Origin of the sequence: Streptomyces coeruleofuscus (assembly GCF_039532725.1) — a bacterium.
GTDB lineage: Bacteria > Actinomycetota > Actinomycetes > Streptomycetales > Streptomycetaceae > Streptomyces > Streptomyces coeruleofuscus.
Genome location: NZ_BAAASE010000006.1, coordinates 201,956 through 223,647, shown reverse-complemented (window position 1 = coordinate 223,647; position 21,692 = coordinate 201,956). Strand labels below are relative to the sequence as shown.

At 70.0% G+C, this 21,692-nt stretch carries 16 protein-coding genes and 1 pseudogene; 11 read left to right on the top strand and 6 right to left on the bottom strand.

All coding sequences use genetic code 11. From position 1 onward, the window contains the following. The first annotated feature begins 228 nt into the window (after positions 1–228). Positions 229–972, top strand: a pseudogene (locus tag ABFX81_RS24470) (VOC family protein). A gap of 78 nt (positions 973–1,050) precedes the next feature. Here the strand turns inward: ABFX81_RS24470 and ABFX81_RS24465 are convergent. Then, a complete protein-coding gene (locus tag ABFX81_RS24465; RefSeq protein ID WP_086853419.1) occupies positions 1,051–1,452 on the bottom strand; it encodes a Rid family hydrolase in 402 nt (133 codons plus the stop codon). Positions 1,453–1,549: 97 nt separating this feature from the next. Here ABFX81_RS24465 and ABFX81_RS24460 point away from each other — a divergent pair, with 97 nt between their 5' ends. After that, complete coding sequence (locus tag ABFX81_RS24460) at positions 1,550–2,530, top strand: HTH domain-containing protein (RefSeq protein ID WP_086853412.1); 981 nt, start codon at positions 1,550–1,552, stop codon at positions 2,528–2,530. Positions 2,531–2,603: 73 nt separating this feature from the next. On the opposite strand, the gene ABFX81_RS24455 is transcribed toward ABFX81_RS24460, so the two are convergent. The 3 genes from ABFX81_RS24455 to ABFX81_RS24445 all read right to left on the bottom strand — a co-directional run bounded on the left by ABFX81_RS24455 (position 2,604) and on the right by ABFX81_RS24445 (position 6,122). Next, a complete protein-coding gene (locus tag ABFX81_RS24455; protein ID WP_086853413.1) occupies positions 2,604–3,362 on the bottom strand; it encodes a DUF899 family protein in 759 nt (252 codons plus the stop codon). Positions 3,363–3,433: 71 nt separating this feature from the next. After that, positions 3,434–4,525 carry an ArsR/SmtB family transcription factor gene (locus ABFX81_RS24450; protein WP_346138661.1) on the bottom strand — a complete coding sequence of 364 codons (1,092 nt, stop codon included), beginning with the start codon at positions 4,523–4,525 and terminating at the stop codon, positions 3,434–3,436. Positions 4,526–4,547: 22 nt separating this feature from the next. Further along, positions 4,548–6,122, bottom strand: a complete 1,575-nt coding sequence (locus ABFX81_RS24445; protein WP_346138660.1) for an AbgT family transporter — start codon at positions 6,120–6,122, stop codon at positions 4,548–4,550. A gap of 291 nt (positions 6,123–6,413) precedes the next feature. Here ABFX81_RS24445 and ABFX81_RS24440 point away from each other — a divergent pair, with 291 nt between their 5' ends. Beyond that, entirely contained in the window at positions 6,414–8,441 is a 2,028-nt protein-coding gene (locus ABFX81_RS24440; RefSeq protein WP_346138659.1) for a CocE/NonD family hydrolase, read from the top strand. Positions 8,442–8,449: 8 nt separating this feature from the next. Here ABFX81_RS24440 and ABFX81_RS24435 read toward each other — a convergent pair whose 3' ends face one another. Then, on the bottom strand, positions 8,450–8,752 hold the full coding sequence (locus tag ABFX81_RS24435) for a hypothetical protein (protein WP_346138658.1): 303 nt from the start codon (positions 8,750–8,752) through the stop codon (positions 8,450–8,452). A 956-nt stretch (positions 8,753–9,708) separates the two neighbouring features. Here ABFX81_RS24435 and ABFX81_RS24430 point away from each other — a divergent pair. The 5 genes from ABFX81_RS24430 to ABFX81_RS24410 all read left to right on the top strand — a co-directional run bounded on the left by ABFX81_RS24430 (position 9,709) and on the right by ABFX81_RS24410 (position 16,052). Then, positions 9,709–10,725, top strand: a complete 1,017-nt coding sequence (locus ABFX81_RS24430) for an ABC transporter substrate-binding protein (protein WP_346138657.1) — start codon at positions 9,709–9,711, stop codon at positions 10,723–10,725. A 95-nt stretch (positions 10,726–10,820) separates the two neighbouring features. Further along, on the top strand, positions 10,821–12,359 hold the full coding sequence (locus tag ABFX81_RS24425; RefSeq protein ID WP_086839467.1) for an ATP-binding cassette domain-containing protein: 1,539 nt from the start codon (positions 10,821–10,823) through the stop codon (positions 12,357–12,359). Next, complete coding sequence (locus ABFX81_RS24420) at positions 12,356–13,450, top strand: ABC transporter permease subunit (protein ID WP_086839469.1); 1,095 nt, start codon at positions 12,356–12,358, stop codon at positions 13,448–13,450. The genes ABFX81_RS24425 and ABFX81_RS24420 overlap by 4 nt, the downstream gene beginning before the upstream one ends. After that, positions 13,447–14,478, top strand: a complete 1,032-nt coding sequence (gene yjfF, locus ABFX81_RS24415; protein ID WP_086839471.1) for a galactofuranose ABC transporter, permease protein YjfF — start codon at positions 13,447–13,449, stop codon at positions 14,476–14,478. The genes ABFX81_RS24420 and yjfF overlap by 4 nt, the downstream gene beginning before the upstream one ends. Before the next feature lie 143 nt (positions 14,479–14,621). Further along, positions 14,622–16,052 (top strand): AbfB domain-containing protein, encoded by a 1,431-nt coding sequence (locus ABFX81_RS24410; RefSeq protein ID WP_086839473.1) that lies wholly within the window; start codon positions 14,622–14,624, stop codon positions 16,050–16,052. A gap of 55 nt (positions 16,053–16,107) precedes the next feature. Here the strand turns inward: ABFX81_RS24410 and ABFX81_RS24405 are convergent, their stop codons facing one another. Continuing rightward, complete coding sequence (locus tag ABFX81_RS24405; protein WP_086839475.1) at positions 16,108–16,443, bottom strand: deoxyxylulose-5-phosphate synthase; 336 nt, start codon at positions 16,441–16,443, stop codon at positions 16,108–16,110. Between the two features lie 129 nt (positions 16,444–16,572). Between ABFX81_RS24405 and ABFX81_RS24400 the strand changes: the two genes are divergently transcribed. From ABFX81_RS24400 to ABFX81_RS24390, 3 genes are all read left to right on the top strand, one after another. Then, on the top strand, positions 16,573–17,535 hold the full coding sequence (locus tag ABFX81_RS24400) for a DUF2332 domain-containing protein (RefSeq protein ID WP_346138656.1): 963 nt from the start codon (positions 16,573–16,575) through the stop codon (positions 17,533–17,535). Between the two features lie 373 nt (positions 17,536–17,908). Continuing rightward, positions 17,909–18,052 (top strand): hypothetical protein, encoded by a 144-nt coding sequence (locus tag ABFX81_RS24395; protein ID WP_346138655.1) that lies wholly within the window; start codon positions 17,909–17,911, stop codon positions 18,050–18,052. Positions 18,053–18,539: 487 nt separating this feature from the next. Further along, on the top strand, positions 18,540–21,311 hold the full coding sequence (locus ABFX81_RS24390) for an alpha/beta hydrolase (RefSeq protein ID WP_346138750.1): 2,772 nt from the start codon (positions 18,540–18,542) through the stop codon (positions 21,309–21,311). Positions 21,312–21,692: the final 381 nt, after the last annotated feature.

The following is a 21,692-nucleotide window of genomic DNA, read 5'->3' as shown; positions in this document are numbered from 1 at the left end:
GAATGATTCGCAGGCGGGGTTGGTTCGTCGGCAGCCGGTTTCCGCAGTTCAGGGGGCAGTTGTGGGCGGCCCGAGCTGTCGGGATTCGGGCCTTCCTGCCCTTGTCGTGCGGAGGGGAATCTTCCGGTAATCGAATGTTTCGCACTGCTTCCGGATCACATCCTCACGCCGGTGCCGACACCACACTGCGTCCCTTCTCGTGGGGAGCGGGTGCATAGGATCGCCGGCATGGCACTGCGACCTGTTCAGGTGAACATAAAGGCTCTCGACGACTCGGCGGTGGGCCGGTTCTGGGCGGAGGCGCTCGGCTGGGGAGTCTCCAGCGAGGGGCCCGGGGTGACCAACGTCGAACCCGGTGGCGGCTTCGTCTGGCCGGACCCGGTCGCCGTCTGCGTCGACGTCGTTGCCGTCCCGGAACCCAAGACGGCGACGAAGAACCGTGTGCACCTCGATCTCGCCACCACTTCCGCGGCCCATCAGGCGGAGTTGGCCGCGCGCCTCCAGGCCCTCGGCGCGACGCCCGCCCGGGTGGGCCAGGGCGACGTGCCGTGGACGGTCCTCGCCGACCCGGAGGGCAACGAGTTCTGCGTGCTGGAGCCCCGCGACATCTACCGGGACACCGGGCCGATCGCCCGGGTGGTGGTCGACTGCACGGACCCGCGGGCGATGGCCCGGTTCTGAAGCGAGGCGACGGACTGGACCCTGCACGAAGTGACCGACGAGCGCGCGGTGTTGCGCTCCGCCAAGGGCGTCGGCCCGTACCTCGAGTTCTTCCGCGCGCCCGGCGGGAAGGCCGTCCCGGACCGCGTTCACATCGACCTGCTGCCGTACCCCGGTGACGATCAGGACGCGGAGGTGGCACGGCTGCGGGCCCTCGGCGCCACCGACCTCGACCTCGGCCAGGGCGACGTCCCGTGGAGGTGCCTGGCCGACCCGGAGGGGCACGAGTTCTGCGTCCTCGGCTCGTCCTGACGCGGAGTCTCGACGGCATCCCGAGGGGCCCTTGCAACTGCTCCGCCCCACAGTTCCGCATGCGGGCGGGGTGGCGAGTCAGGGACGGACGGCGAGGGCCTCGACCTCGAACAGCACGTCAGGAGTTGCCAGGCTCGCGACCCCGATGAGGGTTTGCGTGGGCGGCTTGTCGCCCCAACTCTCCTGCACGGCGCCGGCGATGGGTCCCAGTTTGCCGACGTCATGGTTCACCACATACGTCCTCAGCTGGACGACGTGGCCGAGGTCGAGCCCATGGGCGGCGAGAGCGACGCCGATGTTGCGGAACGTCTGCTTCACCTGCTCGGAGAAGTCGGAGGAGACAACCGCGCCGTCCGGGCCCGATCCGTACTGACCCGAGATGAGCACCAGGTCCGTACCCGCAGGGACGGTGGCGGTGTGGCTGTAGCCGAACGGGACCGGGTCGTGTAAACCGTCCGGATTGACAAGGGAGTGGGTCACGCGGATCACCTCTCGTGTGTGACGGGTCTTCGTGGCGCTGGTAAGCCTCCCAACGAATCACGACATCGCATGTCATGTATTCCAGTAGTGTTTTCGCATGCGCGCCGACCGGTTGGTATCGCTGGTGCTGCTGCTCCGGCAGCACGGTCGGCTGTCCGCGGCCGCGCTGGCCCGCGAGCTGGAGGTGTCCACCCGCACCGTGCTGCGCGACATCGAGGCACTGTCCGCGGCCGGCGTCCCGGTCTACGCCGAACGCGGTCGGCACGGCGGTTTCGAGTTGCTGCCCGGCTTCCGGACCGAGCTCACCGGACTGAACCACGACGAGGCACTCGCCCTGCTGGTCGCCGGATCACGGCGCGGCGCGCAGGCGTTCGGCCTCGGCTCGGCGCTCGCTTCGGCCATGCTCAAGGTGGTCGACGCGCTCCCCGAGAGCTACCGCGCCACCGCGGCCGGCGCGGCGCAGCGCGTGCTCATCGACCCGGAGACCGATCTCCTCGCGCGCCGGCTGGTCGCCGAGGAGGTGCCCGACGCCGTAGTGACCGAGGTCCGGCGCGCGGTCTTCGCCGGACACAAGCTGCGCATCCACTACGCGGCCGCGGACCAGACCCCGAGGTGGCGCACGGTGGACCCGATCGGCCTGGTCACCGTGCGCGACCAGGGCTACTTGCTGGCCACCAGGTCCGGCGCGGACCGCACCTACCGGCTGTCCCGCATCCTGGCCGCCGAGGAACTCGCCGAACCGGCACAGCGACCGGACCGGGTCGATCTGGACCGGGCCTGGCAGGAACGCAGCACGCGCTTCCGGACCGGCGGCGACCAAGTCACCGTGCTGGTACGGGTGGACCCTGCGCGGCGGCACGACCTGGTGGGCACCGCGCTGGCCGTCCGCGCCGAGCAGACCGACGCGGACGGCCGGCTGCGGCTGGAGGTGACCTTCCAAGACCCGAGACACGCCGAATGGGCACTGTGGCACCTGGCCACGCACGCGGAGGCCCTGGCGCCGCAGTGGTTGCGCGATTCCCTGCGCGAGCGCGCCGCCGCGATCGCCACCTGCTACGGAGGGTCATCGCGAGCGTAGTCGGCCGAACTCGCCCAGTCCGGGCGGCAGGAGCTGGTGGGCGACGGCTCGGCCGTGGACTTCGGGTCCGGCTTCAGGAGCAGCAGCCCGAACCGCCCGTGCCGGCCTGTCCGTCGACGAGGCCGTCGTCGTGCCCGGCGGCGATCCGTGCCCATTGCGCGGTCGGCCGCCCGTCCTTTCGGAACTGCTGACCGCGGGTCTCGTACGGCTGCGGCCGGCCCGGCGGGCAGTCCTCCCAGGTCTCCTGCCGACCGTAGAGAGTCATGTCCAGGATGCCGTACGACGGCGCCATGGGTTCGACGCCGCGGCCGGTGGTCCAGTACGTCTCGTAGACACGGTCCCCGTCGCGGAGGTAGCACGCCTTCATCCCGAAGTGGCGGCCGGAGACGAGCCGTTCGTGGGACCCGGCGGGTACGGAGTACCAGGGCAGCTCCCAGCCCATGAACCGGCGGTAGCGGTCCGACTCCTCGTACGGCCCCTGGCAGAAGACGGCGAACGTGACGTCACGCTGGTGCAGGTAGGACAGTTCGCGGACCTGGCCCGTGAAGAAGGTGCAGCCCTCACACTGCTCGGCGGCGGGGCGGCCGTCATGCCACATGTGGTACGACACGAACAGCTGGGTGCGGCCCTCGAAGACGTCGGCCAAGGGGACGGGTCCCTCGCCTCCGACGAGCGGGGTCGAGGGATCCACCTCGGTCATGGGAAGACGGCGCCGGGCGGCGGCGATCGCGTCGCCCTCCCGGGTGTGCGCCTTCTCCCGGGCGCGCAGGGTGTCGATCGTGGCCAGCCACTCCTGGCGGGGGACGACGGGCGGTGTGTTCGTTGCAGTCATGTCCGTACTGACCCGGCAGCCCGCAAGAAGTCATCGCCGGCCGCTCCTGCCACTTCAGACGTCCCGATGGTTCACCGTGCCACGGTTGCCAGCACATCGTGGCCCAGCCGCTGGACGACGTCCGTGGCGAGCCGGTGCCGCACCAGTTTGCCGTCTCGGGTGGAGCGCACCAGGCCCGCGTCGCGCAGGGTCCGCAGGGCGCGGGAGACCTGTGGCTCGCTGGAGCCGAGTCGGGCGGCGAGCTCCGAGGTGGTGATGGGCTCGCCCAGCAGATGGCGGCACAGTTCCATCCGGGCGGGCGAGGTCAGCGCCATCAGCCGGTGGTGCAGGTCCCGCAGGGTCAGCTGTTCGGCCGGGGTGGTGCCGCGCACCGCGTACTGCACCACCACGCACGACGGGTACTCGTTCTTGACCGTCAGATGCGGCCACACCCGGGCGGACGGGACGAGAACGAGGGGGCGCGGGGCCACCTTCACCTCGTCGATCTGGAGCTTGTCCAGCCGGACCCGTTCCCCCGGCCCGACCCGTGCCGCGGTCGGCAGCAGCTCGGTGAGCACATCCGCGGGCGAGCGGATCATCAGCCGGCGACGTACCTCCCGCGCGTGGTCCTCCAGGGGCGTACGCAGGGTGCGCCAGTCCTCGGCGAAGAACGCGGTGTCGGCGGCCCGCAGCACCGCCAGCAGCCGTTCCCGCAGCTCCAGGGGAGCCGCCACCAGCTGTCGCGCCAGCTCACCGCGGGCGTAGGAGCGGCGCAGGCAGCGGCGGGCGTAGTCCTCCGCGGCGGCGGTACCCGCGCGCAACTCGCGGGCCGGCGGCACGGACTGCGCGTTGGTGCCGAGGACCCCGGGCGCCACCAGCTCGAGGAAGTCCTCGGCCGGCAGCGCCGCGACCGCCGCCAGCTCCTCGTCCAGGCTCGCCGCGAGCGGCAGCGCACGGGGGAAGAACAGGCGGCAGCGGAAGCGGGCCCACAGCGGGGCGAACACGGACAACTCGTCGCGCAGGTCGGGGCCCGCCGCGGCGGCGCGGGCCGCCCAGCCGGCGGCCTCGGGGTGGTGCTCGGGTTCGGCGAGCACATGCAGACTCGCCATCAGTTCCGACAGCGCGGAGGGCCCGGCCGCGAGGTCCGCGGGGCCAAGCCCTCCGAGGTCGAGGACGATGCTCACGCTGTCAGCGTACGGCCGGGGCTCACCGCACGGGTGCGCCCGGGCCGAGCGGGATGCCCAGCAGGTACCAGGCGAAGAACAGCAGCACCCAGACCACCAGCATGATCATGGCGAGGGGCAGGGTGAAGGAGACCAGGGTGCCGATGCCGGCCTTGCGGCGGAGGGTCTGGAGGTAACCGACACAGAGCATGAACGAGGTGCTCATCGGGGTGATGGAGTTCGTGCAGGAGTCGGCGATGCGGTAGAGCGCCATGGTGGTGGCCGGGTTGGTGCCGAGCAGCATCAGCATCGGCACCAGGGCCGGGGCCACCAGGGTCCACAGGGCGGAGCCTGAGGTGATGAGGAGGTTCATCAGCGCGACCGCGACGATCAGCAGGGTGAACAGCACCAGCGTGGGCGCGCCCAACTGCTTGAGGAAGTCCGCGCCTTCGACCGCGACGACCGTGGCGATGTTGGTCCACTTGAACAGGGCGAGGAACTGCGACACGGCGAAGAAGAGCACCAGCAGCGGCGCGATGGAGCGCACTCCGTCCGCCATGAACTCCGGTATCGCGCGGCTCCCCCTGATCCGCCCGGTGAGCCGCCCGTACATGGCGCCGATCAGCAGGAAGAAGACGGTGAGGAAGACGGCGATGGCGTTCATGAAGGTCGACTCCACGATCGCGCCCCCCTCGCCGCGCAGCGGTGACGAGGCGGGCAGCATCGCGAGCACGATCAGCGTGGCGTAGCCGAGCACGGCGAGGCCGGTCAGCTTCAGGGCCCGCAGCTCGGTGGCGTCGTCGACTCCGGCGGCCGCCACCTGCCCTGCCGCGGCGGCCTCCAGGTCCGCGTCGGGGGTCAGGTGGTGCTCGCGCCTGGCGAGGATCTTGTCCACGACCAGGGCGATGGTCCCGGCCAGCACGAACGCCGAGACGGTGGTGAAGTACATGTTGTCCGTCGCGCGGACCACCACGCCCTTGTCGACGAGCTGCGCGGCCTCGGTGGCCACGGAGGCGAACAGCGCGTCACCGGGGGCGATCAGCGGGTTGGCGTCGCCCGCGGCGTTGATGGACACGAACGCGACGATCATGCCGAGCATGGGGGAGCGGCCCACGGCACGGAAGGCCACGGCCCCGAGCGGGATGAGGACCACGTACGCGGAGTCGGACAGGAACTTCCCCAGCACGCCGCCCAGAGCCACGCCCAGGACGACCGTGCGCGGGGACACGCCCGACAGCATGCGGCGGGCGAGCGCCTCGAAGAGTCCCGAACGCTCGGCGACCGCGACGCCGAGCATCACCATCAGCACGACGCCGAGCGGGCCGAAGGTCACGAAGGACTCCTCGGCGCCGGTGATCAGGTCCCGTACGGCGTCCGCCGACAGGGCGCTGCGTACGCCGACCAGGTCGCCCGAGGAGGGGTCCTCGACCTGCACGCCGGAGGCGTTCAGCGCCCAGCTGACGAGGGCGACGACCCCGCACAGGATCCAGAACAGCCAGAACGGATGCGGCAGTGCGTTGCCCGCGCGCTCGACCAGGTCGAGGAGCCGGGAGCCACGGCCCCCCTCGCCGGGCTCCGTGGCCTGCACCTCCTCGGTGCGGCTGTCGGGTGTGCTCATGGCGGCCTCCTGTGAGGGCGGGGAGAGGGCTGGGAGAGGGCTGGGAGAGGGCGGGCGAGGGGATGCGGGGATGGGGAAACGGGGGCATGGCGCGGCTGCGCCGCGAGCGGTGCGAAACGGAGCCCGGAGCCGTGCAGGATCACGATCCGACGAGATGGCATGCACGGGGGGTGCTCTCGGGTTGCGCTGACAGTAGGTCCCGTTTCCGGCCCCGTCACCGTCCGGCGGAACAGTTGACCTGATGACGTCAAGTGATCGCCATGATCCTGGCTGTTGCTTAGCGTCACGGGAGTGACCTCGTACGACACCTCCCACGCCCGGCCCGGACCCCTCCAGGGGCCCGAACCCCTCCAGGGCGGTGCCCTGTGGCGCCGTACCCTGCGCATCCCCATGCGGGACGGCATCCAGCTCGCCGCCGACCTGTACTCCGCGTCACCCGAGCCGGAGACGACCGCGCTTCCCGTGCTCCTCGAGCGCACCCCGTACGGCCGGCGCGCGCAGCGCGGTTCGGACCAGGACCGCAGCGACGCGCCGGTCCCGCGGCCCGAGGACATCGCCCGGCACTTCACCGAAGCCCGCTACCACGTCGTACGGCAGGACTGCCGGGGACGCGGCGACTCCGAGGGGACGTTCGTGAAGTACCTCGGCGAAGGCCCGGACGGGGCGGACACGATCGCCTGGCTCAGGAACCAGCCGTGGTGCGACGGCAGGGTCGTGATGACGGGGGTGTCCTACTCCGCCCACGTCCAGGCAGCCGCGGCCGCCGAAGGGACGACGGGCCTGGCCGCCATGTTCCAGGACTCGGGCGGCTTCTCCTCCGCGTACGACGCGGGGATGCGGATGGGCGGCGCCTTCGAGCTGAAGCAGGTGACCTGGGCGCTGCGGCATGCCGTGGAGAGCCCGGAAGCCGCGGCGGATCCTGTCCTGGCCGAGGATCTGCGGCGCGTGGACCTGACGGGCTGGTTCGGCGCGATGCCGTGGCGGCCGGGCTGCACGCCGCTGCGGCACCTGTCGCCGTACGAGGACTTCCTGCTGGAGCAGTGGCGGCAGGACACCTTCGGGGACTACTACCGCAACCCGGCGATATACGGGCGAGGCTTCTACGAGCGCTTCCCGGACGCGCCGAGCCTGCACATGGGCAGCTGGTACGACCCCTACGTCCGCTCCACCATCGAGAACTTCACCGCCCTGCGGAAGCTGAAGTCGGCGCCCTCCTACCTGGTCATGGGCCCGTGGACGCACGGTCACCGCTGCGAGACGTACGCCGGAGACGTGGACTTCGGTCCGCGGGCGACACTGGACGGCAACCTCGCCCCGTCATACCTGGAGTTCCGCCGCCGCTGGTTCGACCGCGCGCTGGGCCGGGGGGACGAGGGTGACGGGGCGAATCCGGGGGACGGGCATGCCGGGACCGGGCATGCCGGGACCGGGCATGCCGGGACCGGGCATGCCGGGGACGGGCATGCGGGGAACGGCCATGCGGGGAACGAAGACCTCCCAGCCGTCCAGTACTTCCTGATGGGCGGCGGCGACGGCCGACGGGATGCGGCAGGGCGTATGCGGCACGGCGGCGCATGGCGCACCGACACCCAGTGGCCGCCGGCGTCGACGGCCCCCGTCGCCTTGTACCTCACCACCGACGGCGCCCTCACCACCGCCCCGCCCACCGTGGCCGTCGCGTCGGTGACCTACGACTTCGACCCGCGCCGGCCGGTTCCCACCATGGGGGGCCAAGTCACCTCGGGCGAGCCGGTGATGACCGGCGGGGCATACGATCAGAACGCCCCGGACGCCCGGGTGTACGGGGCGCGCGAGCCGTATCTGCCGCTGTACTCCCGCCCGGACGTGATCAGCCTGACCACCCCGCCGCTCGAGCGGGACGTGGTGCTGGCCGGCCCGGTGTCGGCACAGCTCTACATCTCGACGACGGCCCCGGACACCGACTTCACGATCAAGCTGATCGACGTCCATCCGCCCAACGCCGACTATCCGCACGGCTTCGCCATGAACCTCACCGACGGCATCGTCCGCTGCCGCTTCCACCGCTCCTACGAGAAGCCGGAGTTGCTCACTCCGGGCGAGGTGTACGAGATCGAGGTCACCGCCCCCGACACGGCCAACACGTTCGCCGCCGGCCACCGCATCCGACTCGACGTCTCCTCCAGCAACTTCCCCCGCTTCGACGTCAACACCAACACCGGCGAACCGGAGGCAGCAGCCCGCCGCACCGCCATGGCCACGAACACCGTGCACATGGACGCAGGGCGCCCCTCCCACCTGCGAGTACGGCTGGAAGGAGGCACGGCCGCGCTCGCGTAGCGTGGCTGTCAGCTCGCCCCGTCGGGGAGCGGGTTCTGGTCGCGATCAGTGACGGTGAACTCCATCCACTCGACGCCGGCGACACTGAAACGGGCTCCGACGTCGGACGAGGCGACACCCTCGAACTCATGGCGTGCGCCCGCTTCCGGGTTGCTGACGCTCCACGGTGTCGCGACCCGCCATGCCCGCTGAAGGGTGACCAGGAGCGCGTCCTGCGGGGCGGAACAACCAAGAGGGGAGACGAACCGCAGCTCGGCCAAGTCCGGGAACTTCCAGTACCGCTCATAACCATCGAGCTCGACGGTGTGCACCAACAGCTCTCCGATGCGTCCGACCACTCGCTCGGCACTGCGGCGGTTGGCCACACGCGCGTAACAGCGCCAACGAATCGCCTCGAACACGCCGCCCCCCCACCCCGCAGATCACCTCTGCCGCCGATCCGACCCGCCGCCCCAAGCCGAGCCATGCCCAGCCATGCCGTGTCATGCCGTGCCGTGGTCCGGGCACGAGGCACCCGGCGTACGGGATCCCGTCCCGTGGGCGGATCGTCCGGGATGTCGCACGGAGTTCGATACTTCGTTCAGCGATCGAAAGGTATGGCCATGCCTGCCGAGCGTCAATATCTCTGCCGCAAGAAGCCTCTTTCGCGTCGGGCGACCGGAAGGCCGTCAGCCTCGCCGGCTGCCCCGCGTTACCCAAACGTGATGGCCTGCTTCTCGCGCACCCCCTTGACCAGGGGGGACGGTGGGCGCTCATATGACCTCCCCATCACTGACCACCTGAGGGAGGTACGGCCGTGGCACCTCCGGCGCACAGCAGCACCTCCCTGGCAGGTTGCGGCCCACGATTAGACGGCACTTGTTGTTGCGGAGGCCGGGTGAGATGAGCGCCCGTACTCCCTGCGACGCCGCCGAGTCCGGATCCGCGTACCGGAGCCGGAGCTCCCGGCACTTCCGCTGAGCGCGGTCCGCCAGGACCTCTTCGCGGCGGCGGAACGTAGCCGTGCCCTGCGCCTCTAGCCATCGAGGAGTGGAACGAGGGCGGCACGGCCCGACCGGAACGCCTCCGGTCCCACTTCGCCGACCCCTCCCTGATCCCGCTCACACCCCGCCCTGACCACCCTCTGACGGCACGCGCCTCGCATGTTCAGAATTTCGAACGTCGGTCGGTCCTCAGAACATCACCACTTCCACGGATTCCGACGGAACGTCAGAAGCCGCAGCAACCGAGTCCAATCCCCGGGCCGGCTCTACGAAGGAGATCAAGCATGCTCAGCAGAAGGAACTTCCTCACCGCGGCGGTCGGCGTCGCGGCTGCGACCGGACTCGCGGCCTGCGCCAAGGAGGACGGCAGCTCTACCGCCGCCGCCGGCAGCGGCAGCGGCAGCGGCAGCAAGGCGATCACCCTCGGCTTCTCCCAGGTCGGCTCGGAGAGCGGCTGGCGCACCGCGAACAGCGACTCTGTGAAGTCGGCCGCGAAGGAGGCGGGTTACACCCTCAAGTTCTCCGACGCCCAGCAGAAGCAGGAGAACCAGATCTCCGCGATCCGCAACTACATCGCGCAGAAGGTCGATGTCATCGCCTTCTCGCCGGTGGTCGTCACGGGTTGGGACGCGGTGCTCAAGGAGGCCAAGGCCGCGAAGATCCCGGTGGTCCTCACCGACCGCTCCGTCGAGACCTCCGACGACTCCCTGTACGTGACCCTCGTGGGCTCCGACTTCACGGACGAGGGCCGGCGCGCCGCCAAGATCCTGGAGAAGGTCCTGGAGAAGGCGGGCCACAAGGGCGCCGTGAAGATCGCCCAGCTGGAGGGCACCACCGGCGCCGCCCCCGCGATCGAGCGCGCCAAGGGCTTCAAGGAGGTCATGGAGGCGGACCACGCGGACGACTGGAAGGTCGTCGTCAGCCAGACCGGTGACTTCACCCGGGCCGGCGGCAAGCAGGTCATGGCGGCCTTCCTCCAGTCCAACCCGGACATCAACGTGCTCTTCGCGCACAACGACGACATGGCCATCGGCGCCATACAGTCCATCGAGGCGGCCGGCAAGAAGCCCGGCAAGGACATCCTCATCGTCTCCATCGACGGCGTGAAGGACGGCTTCGTCGCCATGTCCGAAGGCAAGATCAACGCCATCGTCGAGTGCAACCCGCTGCTCGGCCCGCAGCTGATGGAGGTCGTGAAGAAGGTCAAGGACGGCGAGACGGTCGAGCGCTGGATCAAGACCGAGGAGAGCGACTTCATGCAGGACCAGGCCAAGGACGCGCTCCCCACCCGCAAGTACTGACCGACCGTCCCCACCGGCGGGAGCCTCCGGCCGGGCCGACATCCCTCGGCCGGGAGGCTCCCCGCGGACCTGGACCATTCACGAGGAGCGCTGCCATGGCAGAGCCGCAGCCCGTCCTGGAGATGACGGGCATAGTCAAAGAGTTTCCGGGGGTACGGGCTCTGTCGGGCGTCGACTTCCGGCTCTTCCCCGGCGAGATCCACGCCTTGATGGGCGAGAACGGTGCGGGGAAGTCCACCCTCATCAAGGTGCTGACGGGCGTGTACTCCCTGGACGGCGGCACGATCACCCTGGACGGCGAGTCCGTACGGTTCGGCAGCCCGCTCCAGGCGCAGCAGGCCAGCATCAGCACGGTCTACCAGGAGGTCAACCTCTGCCCCAACCTGTCGGTGGCGGAGAACATCTTCATCGGACGCGAACCCACCCGCGCCGGCCGCATCCAGTGGAAGCGGATGCGCAAGGAGGCGGCGGAGCTGGTCGACCGGCTCGGACTCGACATCGACGTCGCCGCGCCCCTGTCCTCGTACCCGCTGGCCGTGCAGCAACTGGTCGCGATCGTACGGTCGGTGGGCACCGGGGACCGTGACGCCGCGGGACTCGGCACCAAGGTGCTGGTCCTCGACGAGCCGACCTCCAGCCTCGACCGCGACGAGGTCCTCGAACTGTTCCGCCTGATGCGGCAGTTGAGGGACGAGGGTGTCGCGATCCTGTTCGTGTCGCACTTCCTCGACCAGATCTACGAGGTCTGCGACCGGATGACCGTCCTGCGCAACGGCACCCTGGTCGGCGAGCACCTGGTCCGCGACCTCGACCAGGTCGGGCTGATCGAGCTGATGATCGGCAAGGCCCTGGACCAGCTCGACGAACTGGCCGAGCACCAGATGCACTCCGACGTCGGCGAGAGCCTGGTCACGGCCGAGGGGCTCGGCCGCACCGGCGGGATCGCCCCCTTCGACCTGGAGATCAACAAGGGTGAGGTGCTCGGCCTCGCCGGCCTGCTGGGATCGGGCCGCACCGAACTCGCCCGGTTGCTGTTCGGAGCCGACCAGCCCGACAGCGGCAAGGTGACCATCGGCGGCAGGCAGGTCTCGATGAGCGCCCCGAACGACGCCATCGACGCCGGTGTGGCGTTCTGCTCGGAGAACCGCAAGAGCGAGGGCCTGGTCCCCGACCTGACGGTGCGCGAGAACATCATCCTCGCTCTCCAGGCGGCCCGCGGCTGGACCCGGCCCATCCCGGCCTCCCAGCGCGACGAACTCGTCGCCACGTACATCAAGGCGCTGGACATCCGCCCCGCCGACCCGGAGGCCCGCGTCGGCCGGCTCAGCGGCGGCAACCAGCAGAAGGTGCTGCTCGCCCGCTGGCTGATCACCCAGCCCAAGCTGCTGATCCTGGACGAGCCGACGCGCGGCATCGACATCGGCGCCAAGACGGAGATCCAGAAACTGGTGGTCTCCCTCTCCGAGGACGGCATGTCGGTGCTGTACATCGCGGCCGAGCTGGAGGAGGTGCTCCGGCTCAGCCACACCATCGGAGTGCTGCGCGACCGCCGGCTGGTGGCGCGGCTGACCAACGGGCCGGAGATCACCACCAGCAAGATCCTCGAGACCATCGCGAGCGGAGAACACCAGTGACCACCACATCCCGCTGGCGAGCACTGACGCATCACCACCTGTTCTGGCCGGTCGCGGTCCTGATCGCCCTGCTGCTCGTCAACGTCCCCTTCACGCCCGACTTCTTCTCGATCAACATGACGGACGGCCACCTCTACGGCAGCCTCGTCTCCATCGTGCTGTTCGGCTCACCGCTGATCCTGGTCGCGGTCGGCATGACCCTGGTCATCGCCACCGGCGGCATCGACCTCTCCGTCGGTGCCGTGGTCGCCATCACCGGCGCTCTGACCTGTTCGTACATCAGCGACCAGGCCGACCAGAACACCTTGTCCGCGGTGTTCCTGGCGATGGGCATCGGGCTGGTGGCCGCGGTCGTCTGCGGTCTGTGGAACGGCTTCCTGGTGGCCAGGATGGGAATCCAGCCCATCATCGCGACCCTCATCATCATGGTCGCGGGCCGAGGTGTCGCCCAGCTGATCACCGACGGCCAGATCATCACCGTCAACAGCGAGCCGTACAAGCTGATCGGCGGCGGCTACTGGCTGACCCTGCCCTTCTCCATCTTCGTGGTGGCCGCGGTGGTGGCCGTCACCGTGGCGCTGACCCGCCGCACGGCGCTCGGCCTGCTGGTCGAGTCGGTCGGCGGCAATGCCGAGGCCAGCCGCCTGGTCGGCATCAGGTCCACGCGCATCAAGATCATGGTCTACATGTTCTGCGCCCTGTGCGCGGGCATCGCGGGCCTGATGATCAGCTCCAACACCTCGGCCGCCGACGGCAACAACGCCGGTCTGTGGATCGAACTCGACGCGATCCTCGCCGTGGTGATCGGCGGCACCTCGCTGCTCGGCGGCCGGTTCTCCATCGGCGGCACGGTCGTCGGCGCCCTCGTCATCCAGACCCTGACCACCACGATCTACACCATCGGCGTGCCGACCCAGACCAACCTGGTCTTCAAGGCCGCCGTCGTCATCGTCGTCTGCCTGCTCCAGTCCCCGAAGTTCCGGGCCAAGGTCTTCGGAGCGAAGGGCCCCAAGGGCCCGCGCCGGGACGCCGCCCCGGTGGAGCCCGCTCCGGCGGCCGACGCCGCCCCGAAGATGGAGGTGTCGCGATGAGCGCGACCGCCCAGACCCCCAAGGCGGCTCCGCGCGGCAGCACCGCCTCCCGTGCCCGTGCCACGCGCCTGCTCGGCGACCGGCGTCTGCCCGTCCTGGTCACGGCCGCCCTGTTCATCGCCATGTACGTCGCCGGCCTCAGCCGGTACCAGAACTACGGCTTCGCCGAACCCCAGGTGTTCCTCAACCTGTTCATCGACAACGGCTATCTGCTGGTCGCCGCCATCGGTGCCACCTTCGTCATCATGTCGGGCGGCATCGACCTGTCCGTGGGCTCGATGATCGGCTTCACCACCATGTTCACGGCGTGGCTGGTGGAACGCCAGGGACTGCCGCTGCTCCTGGTCGTCCCCCTCGCGCTGGCCGTAGGCGCCTTCGGCGGCTTCCTGATGGGCTATGTGATCCACAACTTCGAGATCCAGCCCTTCATCGTCACCCTCGCCGGGCTCTTCCTCTTCCGCGGGCTGTGCCTGGTCATCAGCAAGGAGTCCATCTCCATCAACGACGCTTCGGTGGGCACGCTGGCCCAGACGCGGGTGTCGCTGGGCGTGGGGGACCTGTCGATCGGCGCCGTCGTAGCCCTGGTCGTCCTCGCCGTCGCCTGCTACGTGCTCCACTACACCCGCTTCGGACGCCGTGTGTACGCCGTCGGCGGCAACGAGCAGTCGGCCCTGCTCATGGGCCTTCCGCTGGGCGGCACGAAGATCGCCGTGTACACGGTGAGCGGCTTCTGCTCGGCCCTGGCGGGCCTGCTGTTCATGCTGTACATCCAGTCGGGCGACCCGCTGCACGCCGTCGGCATGGAGCTCGACGCCATCGCCGCCGTGGTCATCGGCGGCACCCTGCTGACCGGCGGTTCCGGCTATGTGCTGGGCACACTCTTCGGTGTCCTGGTGCTGGGCCTGATCAAGAGCGTCATCACGTTCGAGGGGACGCTCAGCTCCTGGTGGACGAAGATCGCCACGGGTGTGCTGCTGTGCGCCTTCATCCTGATCCAGCGGACCATGACGTCACGCCGGAAGACCTGACGGGCACGGCTGAGAGCCGCGACAACGGCAAGTGATCCGACGCGCTCGGCGCAGCGCCCACGGGGGCACCGGAAAGTCGGACAAAGACAGTCAGACAAAGACAGTCAGACGAAGACAGTCAGACAAAGACAGAGGACATGCACATGCGCGCGCTTCTCTCCAGGCTGTCGGCGATAGCGCTCGCCGCCTGCCTCCTCTTCACAGGCCAGGCCCTGACCACACCTGACCGGGCCGCCGCCGCCGACCCGGGCTACCTGATGACGCACTTCATCGGGGAGGGGTCGACCGGTCAGCAGATCTACTTCTCGCACAGCACGGACGGCCTGAACTGGAGGGACCTCAACGGCGGCGGGATGACGCTGCGTTCCACGGTGGGGACGCGTGGGGTGCGCGACCCCGCACTGGTCAGAGCCCCCGGCGGTGACAAGTACTGGATCATCGCGACCGACCTGTGCATCGACTGCGGGCAGTCCTGGGACGACTCCATGAACAACGGCAGCCGCAACCTCGTGGTGTGGGAGTCGACGGACCTGGTCACCTGGTCGCAGCCGCGGCTGCTCAACGTCGCCGGCGCGATCCCCGACGGGCGCAACGCCTGGGCGCCGGAAGCGATCTGGAACCCCGAGACCAACGACTACGTCCTGTACTGGGCGACGAACGCGACCCGGGGCGGCGTGCTCAAGCACCGCATCTACTACGCCCGCACCACCGACTTCCGCACCATCACCACCCCGCAGCTCTACATCGACCGCCCCGGCACGCAGAACATCATCGACACCCAGATCGTCGAGCTGCCGTCCGGCGTCGGCAGCCACCGCTACGTTCGAGCCTCCGGCGACGGCCAGATCACGCTCGAAGGCAGCAACTCGATCCTCGGTACGTGGACCAACCTCGGCAACCTCTCCGGCATCGGCCTGACCGGCTCCCAGGTCGAAGGCCCGATGTGGATGAAGTTCAGGGACCGCAACGAGTGGACCCTGTACCTCGACCAGTACGCCTCCGGACGCGGCTACATGCCGGTCACGACGACCAACCCCTCCGCCCCCAGCACCTACCGGCTCCCGGCGTCGGGAAGCTACAACCTGGGCGGGACGAAGAAGCGCCACGGTGCGATCCTCAACCTGACGGCCGCCGAGGAGAGCCGCGTGCTCGCACGCTGGGCCGACACCCCGGCCAAGCGGCTCCAGTCGTTCAACTTCCAGGACCGCTACGTCCGGCACACCAACTTCGACGTGCGCATCGACCAGAACATCACAGGCCCGGACGCCCAGTTCCGAGCGCGCCCCGGCCTGGCGGGCTCGGGCACCGTCTCCTTCGAGTCGGTCAACTTCCCCGGCCACTACCTGCGGCACGCCGGATACGACTTCCAGCTGGCCTACAACGACGGCACCACCCAGTTCGCCGCGGACGCCACCTTCCGCCAGGTCGCCGGCCTCGCGGACCCGACATGGTCGTCCTTCCAGTCGTACAACCACCCCGACCGGTACATCCGCCACTACGCCTACGAACTCCGCCTCGACCCGATCACCACCACAACGGCGCGCAGCGACGCCACGTTCCGCGTGACGAGCTGACCCACGCCGACGGGTGATCCCATGACGTGGGGAGGCCGGTAGTTACGGACATCGCTCAAGGCAGGTCGCGGCGGACCAACGCCTGAGCGAATGGTTCTCCGGTGGCCCGGGCGTAGGCCATCCGCTCGCGCACCTCGCTGAGGGTGCGCGGGCGGTAGCCGGGGCCGCCGCAACAGCTCTTGTGGAAGCGCACACCGGCGTGCAGCAGCACGGAGAGGGTGCGCCAGGCGGCGGTGTCCCGCCTCTTGGGTGCCGCGAAGGCGGAGCCGACGTGGATCAGGGGTTCGGCACAGCGTGGACAGACCCGGTCGTGGTCGTAGTAGCCGGGGTAGGGCTGCTTGTACGACGCCCGGCAGGGCAGGCAAACGTACGAGGTCTTTCCATGGGCCATGGCGGCAAGGGTAGAGCCGCTGCGGGGTCGGACTCGACAGGTTTCCGGTGACTCAGGTCTGCTGGTTCCCCGTGTTTTCGTGGCCCGTACATCTACCGGTACCTCCGGAGTGGCCCATACGATCACGCCATGGCGATGACGGGATTGGACGACCGGATGACGACGGCGGAAAACTACCGTCACTTCGCCGAGCGCGAGGCGGCGGGACGATCCCCCGCCTACGAGGCGCTGGCCCTCGCGGTGGCGTCCGACCCGGACGTGCTGGGTTTCCTGGGCACCCTGCCCGCCGACAAGCGCCAGCCGAACCTGCTGTTTGCCGCCGCCCGCCACATGCTTCGCATGGTGCCCGACGCGGACGCGCTGCGGGAGCTGGCCATGATGCGGGCCGGGGAGCTGCGGGCGACGATCCTGTCGCGGCGTACCCAGACCAACGAACCGGGCCGCTGCGCCACGCTTCTGCCCGCGCTGGCTGCGGTCGACGGGCCGCTTGCCCTGATCGAGGTCGGCGCGAGCGCCGGACTGTGCCTGCACGTCGACCGTTACTCCTACGACTACGGCCACACGCACCTGACCGGCCATGACCCACAGGCGCCGACACTCCGGTGCCGGGCGGAGGGACCGCACCCGGAACTGCGGATGCCCGAGGTGGCATGGGCGGCCGGCATCGACCTCAACCCGCTCGATCCGTCGGATCCCGGGGACCGGTCCTGGCTCGAGTGTCTGGTGTGGCCGGGGCAGACGACCCGTCACGAACGCCTCGTCTCCGCATTGGCAACCGCGCAGCGCCATCCGGTGCCTGTGCACGAGGGCGACCTGCTCGAAGCGCTGCCGGCCCTCGTCGAGCAGGCGCCCCGGGACGCGCGTGTTGTGGTCTTCCACTCGGCGGTGCTGGCCTACGTCGGGCCGCAGCTCCGCGCCGACTTCGCCGGGCTGGCCCGCGAGCTTGACGTCGTATGGATCGCGAACGAGGCGCCGGGCGTGGTCGCCGACATCGCGCCGCCCCGGTTCGAGACCTCGCCGTTCGTCCTCACCGTCGACGGCACACCTGCCGCCTTCACCCACCCGCACGGCGACTGGATCCGCTGGATGTAGCGGCATGCGCGAGAGATGCTCATCTCAGCGGCGACGTGGGCGATGGGACGTGTCCGGCACCGCTTCACCAGCCGCCTGCGGTCCTCGACGCTCAGGGATGCATTCGCGGGAGGTCATGGGGCCCTGTCTCTTCCGACGTGGTGGGTGCTGCTGAGGAGACAGGCGCACGGGCGGGTCGGCGGCGGCACTCAGCCGACGGAGTGTGTGTCCTGCTCCGGCTTCGGAGCCTGAGGCTCCGGGTGCTGACGGCGGCCCGTGCGGGTCAGCCACAGCACGAGGGCGGCGCAGGCCAGGGCGGCGGCGCCGGCGGTGAGGGCGAGGGTGCTGTGGCCGGTGCGAAGGCCGTGTGCAGCGTGTGTTCGAGGCCGGGACGATGACTTGCCGGAACGGTGGTGAGGAGGGCATCGGCGCCGCCGCCGGCCGGCCTCTGCGCGACCGCGCCGGGTTCGACGACCTCGTCGTGCAGGGCGTCGGTCATGGCGGAGACAACCGGCGTGCCGAAGGCGGCGACCCCTAACGCGTACCGATCGCGTGAGATCACCCGCCCCATCTTCGGAGCGGGGCGGTCGGCATCTATGTGGCGCTGCGGCCCGGGTGAAGTTCGAGGACCGGGGACCAAGTTTTGTTCAGAGTGATCCCCGGGGTCGCTGAAAAACGCATCCGGCCTCGATGATCGCCCCCTCGGTGACATTCGGTAAGCCCGCTGCTCAGGTTCTGGTCCCATGCTCAGCCACACCCCGATCTGCTCGCTTCTTCCTCTCCTCGGTCCCCCGCAGCTGAGTGGTCGCGTAGCCCGGAGCGGCCCGTGAACGGGGCCGGTCCGCCGTGGCCACAGCCGTTCGCCCGTGCGAGCCGCATCGCCCACCGGCCCGTCCACCGGGCACCGCTGGCCGCCGAGGGCCCGGGAGCAATGCTGTCCAGCTCCGTCCGGCATGCAATCCGACCGCACATCCGACGACAAGGAGAAACGAGACGTGACACGTATCCCGCGCATGGCGGCCGCCATGACGGCCGCCGTGACGGCGGCCTTCGCGATGGCGTGGGGATGGCCGGGCGCGGTGCAAGCCGCACCCGACCCGGAGCCCCAGAGACCGTCCGCCGGCGCCTCACCGCACCTTCCCGACGGCTGGAGGATCACCGGTTCGGGCGGGACGGAGAAGCTGGAGTGGCGCTCACCCGGCCGGGTGCCGATGGGCGGTGCCCGGATCGAGTTCCGCAGTGGGGGCCGGCTGCTGGGGCATCCCGCGGCTGCCACGGACGGGCGCACCCTGAGGCTTCCGCTGGACGGGGTACGTCTCGGGCAGGCGCGGGATCTGCGGGTCGAGGCCGCAGGACGGCGGCTGGACGCGGAGGGAACGGACGCCGGGCGCGCACGCGACCTCGAAGGCTCTTCGGCCGCGTCGCCTCTGACGGGAACCCCGCCCGCGAACCCTGTGCACAAGATCGATCCCGGTGTCGCCGGAAAGTTCCGTACCGTCCAGGGCGAGTACTCCCTGCCGTCGGTGCGCCTGCCGGGGCTGGACACACGGGTGGAGATGAAGGCCATGGTCGTGGCGCCGGCCGGTGCCACGGGCCGCCGGCCGTTGGCGCTCTTCCTGCACGGACGCCATGACACCTGCTTCGACGCGGAAGGAACGCTGACCGCGGAGTGGCCGTGCGGCACCGGTAAGAAGCCGGTGCCGAGTTACCGCGGTCACCTGCACGACCAAAAGCTGCTGGCTTCCCAGGGCTATGTGACGGTGTCGATCTCGGCCAACGGCATCAACGCCCAGGACGTGGTGAGGGCGGACGGCAGCGCAGGGTTCCGGTCGTCCCTGATACGACTGCACCTGGGGCACTGGGCGGACTGGGCCGCCGACCCGTCCAAGGCACCGGCGGCCGTGCGCAAGGCGCCCCGAGCCGACCTGGGACGTGTGCTGCTGGTGGGGCACTCGCGAGGCGGTGAGGCCGTCAACCGGGCCGCTCTGGACAGCCTGTACCCGCCACCCGCCGCGCAGGACGGCTACCGGGGCCGCGTCCGCTGGACGATTCGCGGCACCGTACTGATAGCCCCCTCCGCCCTGGCCCAGAACCCCGTCCCCGACGTGCCGTCCATGACGATCCTGCCGGGCTGCGACGGCGACATGCCCAATCTGCAGGGCGAGACGTACGTCGACGGCACGCGTGGTGTCAGCCGCGGCACGGCCCTGCACAGCGCGGTCTACATGGTCGGCGCGAACCACAACTACTTCAACACCGAGTGGACTCCCGGCCAGGCCGCGGCCTTCGCAGAGGACGACTTCACCTACTCCGGCGACCACGACGACCGGTTGTGCTCGAAGGGCGTCAAGACCCGTCTGACCGCCAAGCAGCAGCAGAAGGCGGGATCCACCTACATCGCCGCCGCGGCCCGGCTGTTCATCGCCCGGGACGACCGGGCCCGCCCGTTGATCGACGGCTCCGGCGTGCGCGCCGCCTCCGCCGGGCCCGCCCAGGTGTACACCCACGCCCTCGGCGCCGGGCGCGGCGGAGCCTTCCTGCCGGACACCTCCGCCACGGTCGGCGGCGGCAGACTGTGCGCCCAGGTGGACACGGACCCGGCCACCTCCTGCCTGCCGTCCCGCCTCCAAGATGCCTCGCCGCACTTCGCCCTTTGGGAGACGCAGAAGGAGCCCGGCCGCTACGCGCTGGCCATGAGCTGGACCAAGTCCGGCGCCGCCACCCGGCTCAGCCCCGCTCGCCCGGTCTCCCTGTCCGGCGCCAAGGCGCTGACCCTGCGGGTGATCGTGCCGCCCAACACCACCGGCACCCGGCTGGACGTGTCACTCACCGACGCATCCGGCAAGCGGGCCACTCTCGGCCGCGTCCGCGTCGACGGCCTGCCCGGCACCAGCCTGACGTCCTCGTACTGGGCGCGCGAAGTCCGCGTACCGCTGTCCGCCGCGGCCAGGGCCGGACTCGACCTGACACACATCAAGACTCTCCACCTCACCCCCCGCACGTCGTCCGGAAAGGCGTGGCTGGTGGACGCCTGGGGCTGGCGCCCCGGCACCCCCGCGGTCGAGCCGGCTCAACTCGCCCGCGTGGACGTCGGCCGTACGACCGTCAAGGAGGGCGGCCCCGGCACGCGCACCTATCAGGTGCCGGTGACGGTCTCCGGCAAGGGCAGCGGCCAGGTCCGGGTGTTCGTGGACGAGCCGGGACACAAGTACCCGGTCGTGCGCACGGTGACGGTCCGCCCGGGCGCGCCCGTCAACGTACGGATGACGGTGAAGGGCGACGACCGCTACGAGGACGAGGCCGACCGTCCGGTGTTCGTCAAGTCGGTCCACGGCGCGGTGGTCGGCTCCCATCGCGGCAAGATCATCGTGGAGAACGACGACCCCAGGCCCATCATGCGGGTGACACCGGTCGCCGACCGTGTCACCGAGGGCAGGCAACTGATCTGGCGGATCAGCCTGTCCGCGGCAGCCGACGAACCCCTGTACGGAGACCTGCGGATCCGGCCCGTCCGCCGTGGCGCCGAGCTGTCCACCCAGGATGTCTCCCCCTCGTGGTTGAAGGAGAACTTCGACGTCTCACCCGGTCCGCAGCGGCAGCTGTCGCGGCTGCCGGACGAACCTCGTCTGTCGTTCGAGATTCCCGCGGGCAGCAGGAGCGTCGAAGTGAAGGTGCCCACCATCGCCGACCGGGTGACCGAGCCGGTCGAGTCCCTTCTGTTGCGGCTGAGCACGGCCGACGGCGACAAGGACGTCAAGGGGCCGGAGGCCACCGGCACGGTACGGAACGCGACATGACGCGGCTCAACGGTCCCTCGGCGTCGTACGGCTGACCCCACAGGCAGCTGCACGCCGCAGGCATGGCGCTGCCACCTTCCACACGGGGGACGGAGTCGCCTCCGGCGCAGGCCCCGGACCATGATCGGTCCGGGGCCTTTTGGCTGGTGCCCCCGGCAGGATTCGAACATGCGACACCCGCTTTGGGGGAGAGGCTGGGGTTTCCGGCTGGTGACCTGCGGCTTCATCGTTCGGGGTAGGGGCACGGGGTGTGTCCGCGCCTCCCCGTGTTGACCGTGGCTGACCCCTGCATCTGGCACGACTGTGGCACGCGTCGACTCGCGTCAGTCCACTGGCTCAGACGCCTTCCAACTCACCGGGCTCAGTGGCTTCTTGGCTTTG